Source organism: Arthrobacter pascens, from assembly GCF_030816475.1.
GTDB classification, from domain to species: domain Bacteria; phylum Actinomycetota; class Actinomycetes; order Actinomycetales; family Micrococcaceae; genus Arthrobacter; species Arthrobacter pascens_B.
On the sequence record NZ_JAUSXF010000001.1, the window covers coordinates 920,282 to 933,522 of the forward strand.

Consider the following 13,241-nt stretch of genomic DNA (forward strand, 5'->3'; position numbering starts at 1 on the left):
CTCAGCCCCCCGAGACCTTGCCGCCGCCACCGCTGGTCCCGCTCTTGGCGCTGGTGCCGAAGCCGCCTCGGCTGACGGTGCCGCCTTTGGTGCTGTAACCGGTTGATGCTTTGGCATCGCTGGGTATGGTCCGGGTGAAGTTCGGGGCCGTGGAACGGTTCTGCCCTACTGGCGGCACATAGGCGCCGCGGGAGAAGAAGTACCAGGCGTAGAGGCCGCCCGCCCTCCCTGCCGAACTGTTGCAGTTGGTGTCCTCGACGCGTTCGCCGGTTTCGTCGTTGAAGCAGACCTGGGCGTATTCGGGATCGTCCTGGTTGCTGGCTACGACGGCGGTGATGGTCCCGGCGAGCAGTGCGGTCACGCCCAATCCCACGACGACGGTGCGCCGCTGGGAGCGTTTCTTCCGCGCGGCAGCCTCCTTGTGCTCGCGCTCGCGGTCCCTGGCGAAGGGGTCCACCGTGGCAGGCGGTTCATTGAGGAGTTCCGGGTGCAGTTCCGGCTTGGGCACCTGCCAGGGCGGCGGCTTCGCGGTTTCCGGCCTTGTTGGGTCCGGGGCTGGTGGTTTGTCACCGCCCTCTTTCGGATCGTGCTCCCGATCCTGGTCCGGGTCCACGGCGTCCCCCTCCGTTGTCCATGCTTTCGTAGTGATGCGCAGCGTTGCGCCTGCGAATCTCAATCCTCAAATCAGCGTAGTCCCTGCCCGCGCCGCCTGCGAGCAGAAGCCAGGGGAGACTCCCGGCTCCGCGATAGGGCGTGTCCGCAGCTGTGGAACCTACACTGGAGCCATGGAAACCGCCTCTGTGCTTGCCGTCTGCCGAGTCCACCAGCTCCTCAGCGATGAAGGAAGTGTGGGAGTAACGGCAATCGACAAGCGGCCGGTCCCGGGTCCGGTCAAAGTGCACAAGCTGGGCCTGCACGGTGACATCCAGGCGAGCCGCATCCATCACGGTGGCGAGGACCAGGCGATCTACGCGTATTCGCAGGCCGATGCGGACTACTGGGCCGCTGAACTGGACCGGGACCTCCCGCCGGGAATCTTTGGCGAGAACCTCCGGGTGGCCGGCATCGAGGCCACGGGGGCTGTCATCGGGGAACGGTGGAAAATCGGACTGGATGTGGAAGTTGAAGTCACCTCGCCCCGCACGCCCTGTGCCACGTTCCAGCGCCGGATGGGGGAGCCCCAGTTCGTCAAGCGCTTCACGAACGAGGGGCGGGTGGGCGCGTACCTCAGGGTGATCCGCACCGGCAGCATCCGTGCCGGCGATCACATCCACCGCCTCTTCGTCCCCAAGCACGGGGTCACGGTGGGGAAATGGTTCAGCGATCCGGATCTCGAGTCCATGGAAGCGCTGCGGGATGCCCACGCCGATGGCGAGATCCGCCTGCAGCAGCCTGAATACGACGAAAAGTTCGAGTTGTTAGCGCGCCGTCTGGGCCGGTGAACCGCACCGGTCCTTACTGAACCGGCGCGGGAAGGTGCGGCCGTGTGCGCAAGCTCACTGCCGGCGTCGGCCGCTCGATTACGCCTGAGCGGATCCGTGCCTTACACTTGAAACATCCCCCACTCCGGAAATCCCTTATTCTTGCCCAATTTTTGAGGCAGGACTGGTAAGTGTTGGGGCCCGACAATGTGATTGCGGGCATTTTCATAGGGAGAGCCGGCTAAAGAAAACGCTGTACAGACTGCTGGGATAGCAGCCAAGAGATGCAGCGGGAAGCCCTGCCAGGGATTGCGAAAGCGCCGGGCTTCTAAGTGACCGGCCGGTCAACGTATGCCCGGCATCCACGGCACACGTACTGCGGCTCCGCTCACCTCGGGTAGTGCCGCCTGGCCCCCTATGGATGAGGAAATTTCCCTATGCCCGAAAATCAGAACCACGACGCTGCTGAAGCGGTAGCCACGGAAAACACCGTGAACGACGTCGAGACCGCGCCTGCTGCTGTCTTCATCGAAGCGCCCGCTATCACCGCTGAAGAGGCCCGCGCTGAAGTAGCGCCCGACGAAGAAGCCCCCGCCGCAGAGGCGCCCGTCGAAGAAACCCCCAAGGCTGATAACAGCCGCGGCGAGGCAGACACCGAAGCTGAAGGCATCCGCTTTGTGGACCTCGGCATCGACCCCCGCGTCCTTGCCGCCCTGCAGGACGTCGGCTACGAGAAGCCCTCCCCCATCCAGGCAGCAACCATCCCGCTGCTGCTCGAAGGCCGCGACGTCGTGGGCCTCGCCCAGACCGGCACCGGTAAGACTGCAGCATTCGCAGTACCGGCATTGTCCCGTCTGGCCGAGCTCCACGACCTCAACGGCCCCTCCCGCAAGACGCAGGCCCTGGTCCTCGCTCCGACCCGCGAGCTCGCGCTCCAGGTCGCTGAGGCCTTCACTTCCTACGCCAAGCACATTGACGACTTCACCGTCCTCCCGGTTTACGGCGGCTCCGCCTACGGCCCCCAGCTCGCCGGCCTGCGCCGCGGCGCGCAGGTTGTTGTCGGCACCCCCGGCCGTGTGATCGACCACATCGCCAAGGGCTCCCTGGACCTGTCCGAACTCCAGTACCTCGTACTCGATGAGGCCGACGAAATGCTCCGCATGGGCTTCGCTGAAGACGTTGAGCAGATCTTCCAGCAGACCCCCTCTGACCGCCAGGTGGCGCTGTTCTCCGCCACCATGCCGAGCCAGATCCGCCGGATGTCCAAGCAGTACCTGAACAACCCGGCCGAGATCTCGGTGAAGTCCAAGACCACCACGGGTGCTAACACCAAGCAGCGCTACCTGCAGGTTATGGGCCCGCACAAGCTCGACGCGCTGACCCGCATCCTTGAGGTTGAAGAGTTCGACGGCGTCATCGCCTTCGTGCGGACCAAGATGGCCACCGAGGACCTCGCCGACAAGCTGAAGTCCCGCGGATTCCAGGCTGCCGCCATCAACGGCGACATCCCGCAGCAGCAGCGCGAACGCACTGTTGAGGCTCTGAAGGAAGGCCGCATCGACATCCTGGTGGCCACCGACGTTGCTGCCCGTGGTCTTGACGTGGAACGCATCAGCCACGTCATCAACTACGACATCCCGCATGACACCGAGTCCTACGTGCACCGCATCGGCCGTACCGGCCGTGCAGGCCGTTCGGGTGACGCGATCCTGTTCATGACGCCGCGGGAGAAGTACCTGCTGCGTTCCATCGAGAAGGCCACGCGCCAGCCGGTGGAGCAGATGCACCTGCCCACGGCCGAGACCGTGAACACGCTGCGCCTGGGCAAGTTCGCCGAGCGCATCACCGAGACGCTCGAGTCCGAGGATGTTGCCGCGTTCCGTGACCTCATTGCCTCCTACGAGGAAGAGCACAACGTCCCGGCATCGGAGATCGCTGCCGCACTGGCCGTCATGGCGCAGGGCGGACAGCCGCTGCTGGTCAAGGAGCTGCCAGCGGCTCCTGAGTTCCAGAAGCGCGAGCGCGCCAAGGACGGCTTCGGTTCACGTGGCCCGACCCGCACGCTCACCGAGGGCAACGCCACCTACCGGATCGCCGTCGGACGCCGCCAGCGCGTCATGCCGGGCTCCATCGTGGGCGCCATTGCCAACGAAGGCGGCATTTCCTCTGCGCAGATCGGCGGCATCGACATCCGCTCGGACCACTCCCTCGTGGAGCTCCCGGCAGACCTCAGCGCCGACCAGCTGAAGGCACTGTCCCGCACCCGGATTGGCGGCGAGCTGATCCACCTCGAGCTGGATAACGGCCGCAAGCCTTCCGGCGGCGGCGAGCGTGGGGGCTACCAGGGCAACCGTGGCGGAGACCGCGGCGGCTACCAGGGAAACTCCGGCGGAGACCGCGGCGGCAACTTCAAGGGCAACGGCGGGTTCAAGAAGGAATTCCGCAAAACTGATGGCGGCTCCGCCGACCGTGGCGGGCGCACCTACAGCGAACGTTCCGAGCGCTCCTTCGGTGCTGACAGCGGTGCCACCCGCGGCCAGGCCAGCGACTCCCGCTTCGGCGGCCATGGCGACGGTTCACGGAAGCCGCGCCACGGCAACGAAGGCGGACAGCGTGACTTCAACCGCAAGGGCAAGTGGTAACCGTCAGCTAGCCTGACTACCCCCGATGGACCGGCTTTCGAGTCGGTCCATCGGCGTTTAAGTCGTCGTCCCGGCCCGCCGGGAGCCGGGTCCTTTGAGGCGCGTGCCTCCGGCCGTACGATCGAAGGGCTACGGGCCTGCGTAGCTGCGGAACCTTTCTGGACTGGTGGTCAGTCAGGGAAGGTCGTACAGCTTAGGGAAAGGCACCACATGGGATTCCTGGATGACCTGAAAAAGAACCTCGGCTTCGGCCCAAAGAACGGGCCTCACAGCGGGCCTGAGCCCGCTACGGGATTGGACGCCAGCACTAGCGGGGGAACCCCGGCCCCTGCTCCGGCGGCAAGCACAGCGGCCCAGGCATCCCCAGAGCCCTCGGAGTCTGCCGGCCCGGGCGCTGGTGATGCCACGGAGGCGCAGCAGGCCCCGGAGATCCCGCAGGCGGCCCCGGTGCCCACTGCCGCTCCTGCTCCTGCTCCCGCTGACCAGCTGACAGACGTGTCGGAGGTGGTGGTCGAGGCTGGCGATACCCTTGCCGGCATCGCTGTGCAATTCGGCGTGGACCTCGACGAGCTGATTGCGGTGAACGCGGATACAGTCCCGAATCCGGAGCTAATCTACCCCGGACAGGTGATCCGGCTGCCGTAGTTCTGCCTGCCGGAAGAGGCCATAAAAACAGCGCCGATCCAACTGTTTCGGCGCCCCTTGACCTGCCCCGATGGCGATTTGTTGGTGGCCAGATCTTCCGGTAGAGTATTTACTCGTTGCCCCCCTAGCTCAGTGGTAGAGCGCGTTCTTGGTAAGAACGAGGTCACCGGATCGATTCCGGTGGGGGGCTCTGAATGAGAGCCTGTGTCAAGGCGGTTTTGACCGGCTTGATGCAGGTTTTTCTCATTCGTGGCGGTGTAGCTCAGTTGGTTAGAGCGCACGACTCATAATCGTGAGGTCGGGAGATCGAGCCTCCCCACCGCTACCAAAAAAGCAGGTCAGAGGCATTTAGCCGCTGACCTGCTTTTGCTTAAGTGCCGAATCCCCGAACAGCGCCGGATCGATCGTGGTCGGTCAGCCCGACGTTAGTGTGCCGGCGGCCGTATCGATTGTGGCAGGGGCGCCTAGCTTGACGCAGGTCTGGTCCGGTCGCCCGTCAGCACCGATGCCATTGTGCCCGATTTTGAGGCCGCCCAGGACAGGGATGCCAAGGGGCTCCAGATGATCCTTCAGGACATCTACCAAGGCCCAGCCGCGGTCTTCATAGTCATCGAAGCCAGTGAAAAGACCCAGTGCGAGGCCTGCCAGGTTGTCGAGCGCCCCGGCTCGTTTCAGTTGGGTGATTTGACGATCGATCCGACCAAGCCCTATGTCGCGCTTGTCTTCCAGTAGAAGGATGCCGCCGTCAAGGGATGGCAGGCCGGCACCAACCATGTGCGTGATCGATGAAAGGTTGCCGCCGATGAGCAGTCCTGTTGCCCGGCCTTCGACGTGGATTTTTGCGGTGTAGGCCTGCGGGTCCCGGGTTACAGTCACAGGCGTGTCTTCCATCAGGAGCTGCCTCACGGAGGCGGTCGCCTCCTCGCCATCAGCAGCACCGTGGATCGTCACCAGGCGGCACTCACGCCAAAGGGCCATCTGCAGGTAACTGATGTCGCTGAAGCCTATGAGTGGCTTGGGGTCGCGACGGACTGCTTCGAAGTCGATCTCCTCGGCGATGCGATAGGCGCCGGCGCCACCTCGTGACGTGAAGATGGCGCGGACCCTTGAGTCCCGAAAGGCGGCGTTCAGGTCATCGAGCCGGTCCAGGTCGCGCCCGGCCATGTAGCCCCACTGGTCGAACACATGGGCACCTCGTTCCACCGACAAGCCCCAGGACTCAAGCTCAACCTGAAGCGCTGCAACATCAGCTTCGTCCGGAAAGCTCGCCGGCGAGACGATTCGTACAGTATCTCCGCGCTGCAGACGTGGCCATGTCCTCGAAGATTCATCTCTCTCGATCATCATGCTGAGCCTAAAGCAAGCGCACCGCAGGATCCTCACAACAGGAATGGAGTCAGGACATTTGCCGCAAGGAATCGGGCCTCTGAGTTAGACGGAGGGGTCCCCATAGTTGACGCCGATCGACCGCCCGCGCGCGAAGTGGGCGTTGGCGATTTCACTGACTTCCCGGCTGCTCTTCTCCGGGTGGGTCAGCCGGAGCCACTCGTAGTCCCATTCCTGCATGTCCCGTGTGTGGCGGACCTGTTTGGTGGCGCGCATCTGGACCGCGAGATCGTCACTTAGGAGGGCCCGGTTTGGTTGGGTCATGACTAGTGGAGGTTTGGGTGGACTGGCCAACTTTTGCGGGCGTGCCCTGACCGGAGGGGTGGGGGTCGTGGCGGAGCGGACGATTGCCACCGTCAGCACGACCAGACCGAGAGCGATCAGGAGAACCCACCAGTACTGGATGAGGACCCAAACCGCGGCGAAGGCGAGGAAGATGCCGAAGGGGCCAACCCCGCCGGAGCCCGCGCTACGTGAGCGACGACGTTTTCTTGCCATGGTGCACTTCACTTGTGGGCGTGGAGTAATTGAACGACAAAATAACTGTCGCATGGTGCCCCGGGCCATGTCATGCGTATCTACTACTCGACTTGGCTTGACGAGTGCGTGCAAACTGCGGGGATCAGTACTCAGCCTCCGGGGTCCTTTTCTTTGCGGCCAGGACGCCCTGCAGCACGGGTCCGTGACAAGGGCCCTGTTTCCCCGTAGCTTTGCGGCACGAGGCGAAGGGGGATTCGGATGGACTTCTTTGATTCCATCATGCTTCCATTCAGGTGGCTGGTGTCCGTCATCATGGTCGGATTCCATGACGGGCTCACGACTATTGGGATGCCACCGGCGGACGGCTGGACCTGGACGCTGGCCATCATCGGGCTGGTTCTGGTCATCCGCGCCGCACTGATTCCCGTGTACCTGAACCAGGTCAAAGCCCAGCGCCGGATGCGGCTCCTGCAGCCTGACCTGAAGAAGCTCCAGGACAAGTACAAGGGCAAAACAGACCAGCTCTCCCGCCAGGCCATGGCGCAGGAGCAGATGGACCTCTATAAGAAGCACGGAACCAACCCGTTCTCGGCCTGCCTGCCCCTGCTGATCCAGACGCCGTTCTTCTTCGCACTCTTCCAGGTGCTCTCGGGCATCTCCACCGCAAAGGACCAGGGGCAGGGCCTCGGCGCCATGAGCCACGAGCAGGTCAGGCAGTTCGACGCATCGAGCATTTTCGGTGCACCGCTCTCCGCGACTCTCCTGCATGGCGGCGGCGGCAGCGGACAGGTGGCGGTCAACATCCTGTCGATCGTGATGATCCTTGCCATGACGGCGTCGCAGTTCATCACGCAGAAACAGATCCTCGCCAGGAACACGCCAGAGGATGCGACAGCCAGCCCATTCATGCGCCAGCAAAGGATGATGCTCTACGCGCTGCCGCTCGTGTTCGGTGTGGGTGGCATTAACTTCCCCATCGGTGTCCTCATCTACTGGACCACCACTAACCTCTGGACCATGGTCCAGCATTTCTTCGTCAATGACCGGCAGTCGCCTACCCAACCGCCCTTGGCAACGGCAGAATAGGCCGCATGGCCCAATTGACGTACACAGGCATCGTCTCGCTGGACGGATACACCGCGGACAGGGAGGGCAACTTCAGCTGGAGCGCCCCGGACGAGGAGGTCCACGCGTTCGTCAATGATCTCGAGCGCAACGTCGGCACCTACCTTTTCGGGCGCCGGATGTACGAGGTCATGTCCGTCTGGGAAACCATGGACACAGACAGCGAGCCCTCGGTGATCAAGGATTACGCCGGGATCTGGCAGGCTGCGGACAAGATTGTCTACTCCACCAGTCTCACCGAGGCGTCCACGGCCCGGACCAGGATCGAATCCACGTTCAGCCCCGAAGCCGTGCGCCAGCTGAAGGAAAGCAGCAGCCGCGAGATCGGCGTCGGCGGCGCCACCCTTGCCGCCTCTGCGCTCTCAGCCGGGCTCGTGGATGAATGCAGGCTCTTTATCAATCCCGTCGTGGTGGGAGGCGGCACGCCCTACCTGCCGGACGGATTCGGCCTGAGGCTGGAACTCCTTGAGGAACGCCGGTTCGGCAACGGCGTCGTCTACCTCCGTTACCGCGCCCTTCCGTGAACCCCGCGGCCCACCGCGAGGGGCAGAATGTATCCATGACCCGCATCGCAATCATCGGCGGCCACGGCAAAGTGGCCCTCCACCTGTCCGCCCTCCTGACAGACGAAGGCCACAGCGTCACGTCCTTCATCCGCAACCCGGAACATGCCGGCGACGTTGCGGCAACCGGTGCAACGCCGTCGGTATTGGATGTTGAAAACGCGACGACGGCGGAAATCGCCGACGCGCTCCGGGGCCACGACGCCGTGGTCTGGTCTGCAGGCGCAGGCGGCGGAAACCCGGAACGCACCTACGCCGTGGACAGGGACGCGGCAATCCGCTCGATGGACGCAGCGGCGGAGGCCGGCGTCGGGCGTTACATCATGGTCTCCTACCTGGGCGCCGGTCCGGACCACGGGGTGCCGGCGGACAACGGCTTTTTCCCCTATGCGGAGGCCAAGGCTGCCGCCGACGAATACCTGCGCGGCACGCAGCTTGCGTGGACCATCCTTGGCCCCGGATCGCTGACTGACAAGCCGGGAACCGGACGGATCGACGTCGATCCCGCACCAGGGCAGGGGAGCAGGGAGACATCGCGCAGCAACGCTGCGATTGTGGCGGCCGCTGTCCTCGACCTGCCGGAAACTGCCGGCCGGATCATCGAATTCCGAGACGGAACGCTCCCGGTGTCGGCCGCACTCCAGCCCGTGGCCTAGCAGTCGCAGGTCCTATCTTTCGGGCCTGGCGGCAGGCCCGCCGGAGGCGGGGGACTGCGGCGCCGGCTCCAGGTCGAGCGCGTTGGCCTCCACGTAGTCCAAAGCATGCCGGACAGCTCCGACCGTCACAATGGAGTCCCCAAGCGGCGATACAGTGACCCGCGGGACCGTGGCGGTGAAGCGCGGCAGCAGCGTGTTGATTCCTGGCAGCAGCGCGCCAGCCGACTCGGCAACAGCGCCGCCAATCACCACCTGTTCGGGGTTGACCATGATGGCCACCGAGGCAATGATCCGCGCCAGCCGCTCCGAGAGCCGGTTCAGAACGGCGACGGCGGCAGCGTCACCTGCAGCGGCCGCGGCGAAGACCTCGCGCGCCTCCACCCGGGGCTTACCCCGTGGCCCGGAGAACCAGTCGCGGGCCAGCAGCGCGATTCCGGCCGAGCTGCCCACCCCCTCGACCATATCCAGGTAAGCCATCTCGCCCGCTGCTCCGCGATGACCGTGGAGCAGCCGCCCCGATTCGATGATCCCCGCGCCCATCCGCTCGCTGGCAAGGAGGACTACAAGGTCATCGACGCCGACCCCGGAGCCCCGCCACCGCTCTCCGAGTGCGGCGAGGTTGGCATCGTTCTCCAAGAGGACCGTCCACCCGTGCAGGTCCTTAAGGGCGGACCTGAGCCCGACGTCGAACAGCCGCCAGAAGTGCTGGCTCATCAGGATATTTCCGTCGCGGTCCACGGGGGCGGCCAGCCCGGCTGTGGCTCCCAGGACCCCCTCCGGACCGGTACCCGCTTCGGCCAGGGCGGCGCGGCAGGCCTCGTCAACAATCTCGATCCGCTCGGCCGAGGGAATTTCGGCACCCCGGAAACTGCGGCTCGCCTTCCCGACGATGGTTCCCCTCAGGTCCGCGACGGCCGCGGTGGTAGTGCCGGCTCCGATGTCGATGCCCAGCACAAAACCTGCCCGGGAATTCAGTTCAAAGCGGCGGGCAGGCCGGCCCTTCTGGGAAGCTCCTTCGCGGAAGGACTCCAGTTCACTGATCCATCCCCGGCGCAGCAGGTCCTCGCAGACGGCGATCACCGACGCGCGGGTCAGGCCCGTCCACGCCATCAGGTCAGTCCCCGTGGCAACATCCGTGGTGCGGAGGAACGCCAGGACAGCGTGCGCGTTCACCCGGCGGAGCAGTTGCGGGGTCGCCGCGCCGGCTTCCATCATGTGTCCTTGACCTCCAGATTGTCCTGTCCGATAATAATTCAGTGAGTATATTTAGATTCTATCTAAATGCCTGCACTATCTGAATACCTGGAGAAACCGCACCCCTCAATGGGTGCCACGTGTACCGAACGCGTTGCTGGCCCAACAGCAGCCCTCGGAAAGCCAACAGACCACCCCGAGACCTCAAAGGATCATCCCTTGTCCACCACTGCCACATCGGCAACCCTGTCCGCTTCCGACCGCCTGGCCGATCCCAACTGGTGGCGCCAGGCCGCGGTCTACCAGATCTACCCCCGCAGCTTCTCCGACTCCAATGGCGACGGGCTGGGTGATATCAAGGGCATCACGGCCAAGGTCCCGTACCTGAAATCGCTGGGGATCGACGCCGTCTGGCTGAGCCCGTTCTACCCCTCGGCCCTCGCTGACGGCGGCTACGACGTGGATGACTACCGCGACGTGGACCCTAAGCTGGGTACCCTGGCAGACTTCGACGAGATGGCCGCCGCCATGCATGCCGCCGGGATCAAGCTGATCGCCGACATCGTCCCCAACCACTCCTCGGACCGGCACGCCTGGTTCCGGGAGGCCCTGGCGTCGCCGAAGGGCTCCGCTGCCCGGGACCGCTACATCTTCCGCGACGGCAAGGGCCAGGACGGCGAGCTCCCGCCGTCGGACTGGGATTCAGTGTTTGGCGGTCCCGCCTGGGAGCGCATCACCGAACCGGACGGAACGCCCGGCCAGTGGTATATGCATATCTTCGCGAAGGAGCAGCCGGACCTGAACTGGGCCAACCGTGAAGTCCGTGACGACTTCCTCAAGACCCTGCGCTTCTGGTCCGACCGCGGCGTTGACGGTTTCCGCGTGGACGTGGCTCATGCCCTGGCCAAGGACCTCAACGAGCCGCTCCTGTCCAAGTTGGAACTGAGCCGGGACGGACAACTCGTGGACGGGTTTGACGACGGCTCCCACCCGTTCTGGGACCGGGACGAGGTCCATGAGATCTTCGCCGAGTGGCGCGCCGTCTTCAACGAGTACAACCCGCCGCGCACCGCCGTCGCCGAAGCCTGGGTACATCCCACCCGGCGGGCACGGTATGCGAGCCCCGGGGGCCTGGGCCAGGCATTCAACTTCGACCTCCTGCAGGCGGACTTCGACGCCGCGGAGTTCCACGAAATCATTGCCCGCAACCTGGCGGAGGCCAAGGCAACGGGTGCGTCCTCCACCTGGGTCTTCTCCAACCACGACGTCGTCCGTCACGCCACCCGCTACGGCCTGCCGAAGACCTCCCAAGGCAATAAGCACGCCAAGGGCCAGGACGGCAAGGACTGGCTGCTGGCCGGCGGTCCGCGGGAAGAACTGGACGTGGAACTCGGCGAACGCCGCGCCCGCGCCGCCACCCTGCTGATGCTCGCGTTGCCCGGTTCGGCCTACCTGTACCAGGGCGAGGAACTGGGCCTGCAGGAAGTGGCTGAGATCCCGGAGGCCGAGCGCCAGGACCCGTCATTCTTCCGCAACAAAGGTGTCGAAGTGGGCCGGGACGGCTGCCGCGTGCCGCTGCCCTGGAAGGTTGAGGGAACCTCTTTCGGCTTTGGCGACGGCGGGGCGCACCTGCCGCAGCCGGACTGGTTCAGCACCTACGCGGTGGAGGCCCAGGACGGGACCGAAGGCTCGACGCTTGAGCTGTACCGGACGGCGCTGAAGCTGCGCCGCGAACTGCAGGCGCGCGAGGAACTGGAATGGATCGAGACCGGCAACCCTGAGGTCCTGCATTTCAACCGCCCCGGCGGCTGGCAGTCGGTGACCAACTTCGGGGACACCGCCGTCGACCTCCCCGCGGGAATGGTCCTGGTCATCAGCGCACGGCTGGAAGACGGCAAGCTGCCGGCGAATAGCACCGCATGGCTTCGCGGGACCGCGTGACGGGCCGCCCCAGGGTCACAACTTTCTAAGACAACAACTGCGGGTCCGGGGATGCCCGGACCCGCAGTTGTCCCGCTGCAGCCTGTTCGAGGGATCTTCCTACGGATTGACCAGGCCGTTGAACTCGTTGGTGTAGAGCTTCTTGGGATCGATCGGGTCCGTGATGATCCCGGTGTCCTGCAGCCATTTTTCCCACCGGGTGAAGTCCTCGTCCTTGATCTCGCCCTTGGACGGGACTCCGACGCTTTTCCAGTACTGCAGAGCAGCCGGGTCTTCGTTGCGGCCGCGCTCCTTGAGGATCTTGGTGAAGCGGGCGATCACTTCCTCGCGGGGCGTGTTCCGTTCCCACTCGATGGCCCTGGCGACCCCCGTGGTGAAGGTCTTCGTGGTGTTGGGGTTCTTGGCGATGAAGTCGTCGCGGAGGACGTACGGGCCGCCAGCGAAAGTTCCGAACAGCGAGTAGTCGTTGAAGATCGAACGAAGGCCGCCCGCTGCCACAGCTTTGTCCTGCAGGACGCCGCCGAGGGAACCGGCATCCACCTGGCCGCGCCGGATCGCCTCCTCGGTGTCGTTGGGCGGGACCACAACCAGCTGGACCTGCTTGATTTCGTCCGCGCTCAGTCCGTTCTGCTGGAGATAGCTGTTGATCACGGCATCGGAGTGGGCCCCGAGCGTGTTCACGGCGATCTTCTTGCCGATGAAGTCCCGCGCTGTCTTGATCGGGCTATCCGCTTTGACGTAGAAGCCGTTGAAGGTCTTATCGTCCTCGCCGTAGTAGTTGATGACGGCCTTGACAGGGGCACCGGCCTGCACCAGCTTCACCACGGCTCCGGCAAACGCTCCGCCAAAGTCTGTCTGCCCGGTGGCAACTGACTGGATATCCTGCGGGCCGCTGATGGTGTTGCCCACCCAGTCCAGCTTCACGTCGCCGAAGTATCCAAGGTCCTGGGCAAGCTCCGGAAGGGTTACCTGGTTGGCCCAGCCCTGGTAACGGAGTTCCTTCACCTCCGTGGCGGATCCTTGGCCGCCCTCACCACCGGCGGCTGTTCCGCCGCAGCCTGAGACCGTCAACGAAAGGACGACGGCGGCCGTGAGGCTAATGAGGGGAACGCGCAGTTTCATGGGAGGTTCTTTCCGTGGGTCGGTTTCTCTTTGGTCTTGTCCGGATCGGCAGGACGTTGGAATCGA

At 64.6% G+C, this 13,241-nt stretch carries 12 protein-coding genes and 2 tRNA genes; 9 read left to right on the forward strand and 5 right to left on the reverse strand.

Annotated elements, in window-relative coordinates; translation table 11 throughout:
- Window position 1: 1 nt before the first annotated feature.
- Complete coding sequence (locus tag QFZ40_RS04255; protein WP_306903046.1) at window positions 2-613, reverse strand: Tat pathway signal protein; 612 nt, start codon at window positions 611-613, stop codon at window positions 2-4.
- Window positions 614-785: 172 nt separating this feature from the next.
- Here QFZ40_RS04255 and QFZ40_RS04260 point away from each other — a divergent pair, with 172 nt between their 5' ends.
- From QFZ40_RS04260 to QFZ40_RS04280, 5 genes are all read left to right on the forward strand, one after another.
- The gene (locus QFZ40_RS04260; RefSeq protein WP_306903047.1) at window positions 786-1,442 is read left to right on the forward strand and encodes an MOSC domain-containing protein; all 657 of its coding nucleotides are present in this window, start codon (window positions 786-788) and stop codon (window positions 1,440-1,442) included.
- A 416-nt stretch (window positions 1,443-1,858) separates the two neighbouring features.
- Complete coding sequence (locus QFZ40_RS04265; protein WP_306903048.1) at window positions 1,859-4,063, forward strand: DEAD/DEAH box helicase; 2,205 nt, start codon at window positions 1,859-1,861, stop codon at window positions 4,061-4,063.
- 210 nt (window positions 4,064-4,273) lie between these two features.
- Window positions 4,274-4,708, forward strand: a complete 435-nt coding sequence (locus QFZ40_RS04270) for a LysM peptidoglycan-binding domain-containing protein (RefSeq protein ID WP_306903049.1) — start codon at window positions 4,274-4,276, stop codon at window positions 4,706-4,708.
- A 118-nt stretch (window positions 4,709-4,826) separates the two neighbouring features.
- Window positions 4,827-4,898 (forward strand) — tRNA-Thr (locus tag QFZ40_RS04275).
- 61 nt (window positions 4,899-4,959) lie between these two features.
- Window positions 4,960-5,036 (forward strand) — tRNA-Met (locus tag QFZ40_RS04280).
- An 86-nt stretch (window positions 5,037-5,122) separates the two neighbouring features.
- On the opposite strand, the gene QFZ40_RS04285 is transcribed toward QFZ40_RS04280, so the two are convergent.
- Together QFZ40_RS04285 and QFZ40_RS04290 are read right to left on the reverse strand one after the other, a co-directional pair.
- The gene (locus tag QFZ40_RS04285; protein WP_306903050.1) at window positions 5,123-6,055 is read right to left on the reverse strand and encodes a S66 peptidase family protein; all 933 of its coding nucleotides are present in this window, start codon (window positions 6,053-6,055) and stop codon (window positions 5,123-5,125) included.
- Between the two features lie 84 nt (window positions 6,056-6,139).
- Entirely contained in the window at window positions 6,140-6,592 is a 453-nt protein-coding gene (locus QFZ40_RS04290) for a hypothetical protein (RefSeq protein ID WP_306903051.1), read from the reverse strand.
- 240 nt (window positions 6,593-6,832) lie between these two features.
- On the opposite strand from QFZ40_RS04290, the gene yidC reads away from it, so the two are divergent.
- Genes yidC through QFZ40_RS04305 form a run of 3 tightly spaced genes read left to right on the forward strand, consistent with a single transcriptional unit; the run spans window position 6,833 to window position 8,918 of the window.
- On the forward strand, window positions 6,833-7,660 hold the full coding sequence (gene yidC, locus QFZ40_RS04295) for a membrane protein insertase YidC (RefSeq protein WP_306903052.1): 828 nt from the start codon (window positions 6,833-6,835) through the stop codon (window positions 7,658-7,660).
- A gap of 5 nt (window positions 7,661-7,665) precedes the next feature.
- On the forward strand, window positions 7,666-8,223 hold the full coding sequence (locus QFZ40_RS04300; protein WP_306903053.1) for a dihydrofolate reductase family protein: 558 nt from the start codon (window positions 7,666-7,668) through the stop codon (window positions 8,221-8,223).
- Window positions 8,224-8,258: 35 nt separating this feature from the next.
- Entirely contained in the window at window positions 8,259-8,918 is a 660-nt protein-coding gene (locus tag QFZ40_RS04305) for an SDR family oxidoreductase (protein ID WP_306903054.1), read from the forward strand.
- Between the two features lie 12 nt (window positions 8,919-8,930).
- Here the strand turns inward: QFZ40_RS04305 and QFZ40_RS04310 are convergent, their stop codons facing one another.
- A complete protein-coding gene (locus tag QFZ40_RS04310; protein WP_306903055.1) occupies window positions 8,931-10,133 on the reverse strand; it encodes an ROK family protein in 1,203 nt (400 codons plus the stop codon).
- A gap of 198 nt (window positions 10,134-10,331) precedes the next feature.
- Between QFZ40_RS04310 and QFZ40_RS04315 the strand changes: the two genes are divergently transcribed.
- Window positions 10,332-12,053: a glycoside hydrolase family 13 protein gene (locus QFZ40_RS04315; RefSeq protein WP_306903056.1), complete on the forward strand. Its 1,722-nt coding sequence runs from the start codon at window positions 10,332-10,334 to the stop codon at window positions 12,051-12,053.
- Between the two features lie 99 nt (window positions 12,054-12,152).
- Here the strand turns inward: QFZ40_RS04315 and QFZ40_RS04320 are convergent, their stop codons facing one another.
- The gene (locus tag QFZ40_RS04320; RefSeq protein ID WP_306903057.1) at window positions 12,153-13,175 is read right to left on the reverse strand and encodes an ABC transporter substrate-binding protein; all 1,023 of its coding nucleotides are present in this window, start codon (window positions 13,173-13,175) and stop codon (window positions 12,153-12,155) included.
- Between the last annotated feature and the right edge of the window lie 66 nt (window positions 13,176-13,241).

Bases quoted from the DNA above. Each gene is read 5' to 3' on its own strand.
- QFZ40_RS04270 (WP_306903049.1), top strand. From the start codon at position 4,274: ATGGGATTCCTGGATGACCTGAAAAAGAACCTCGGCTTCGGCCCAAAG.
- yidC (WP_306903052.1), top strand. From the start codon at position 6,833: ATGGACTTCTTTGATTCCATCATGCTTCCATTCAGGTGGCTGGTGTCC.
- QFZ40_RS04300 (WP_306903053.1), top strand. From the start codon at position 7,666: ATGGCCCAATTGACGTACACAGGCATCGTCTCGCTGGACGGATACACC.
- QFZ40_RS04285 (WP_306903050.1), bottom strand. From the start codon at position 6,055: ATGATGATCGAGAGAGATGAATCTTCGAGGACATGGCCACGTCTGCAG.
- QFZ40_RS04310 (WP_306903055.1), bottom strand. From the start codon at position 10,133: ATGATGGAAGCCGGCGCGGCGACCCCGCAACTGCTCCGCCGGGTGAAC.
- QFZ40_RS04305 (WP_306903054.1), top strand. From the start codon at position 8,259: ATGACCCGCATCGCAATCATCGGCGGCCACGGCAAAGTGGCCCTCCAC.
- QFZ40_RS04260 (WP_306903047.1), top strand. From the start codon at position 786: ATGGAAACCGCCTCTGTGCTTGCCGTCTGCCGAGTCCACCAGCTCCTC.
- QFZ40_RS04265 (WP_306903048.1), top strand. From the start codon at position 1,859: ATGCCCGAAAATCAGAACCACGACGCTGCTGAAGCGGTAGCCACGGAA.
- QFZ40_RS04320 (WP_306903057.1), bottom strand. From the start codon at position 13,175: ATGAAACTGCGCGTTCCCCTCATTAGCCTCACGGCCGCCGTCGTCCTT.
- QFZ40_RS04290 (WP_306903051.1), bottom strand. From the start codon at position 6,592: ATGGCAAGAAAACGTCGTCGCTCACGTAGCGCGGGCTCCGGCGGGGTT.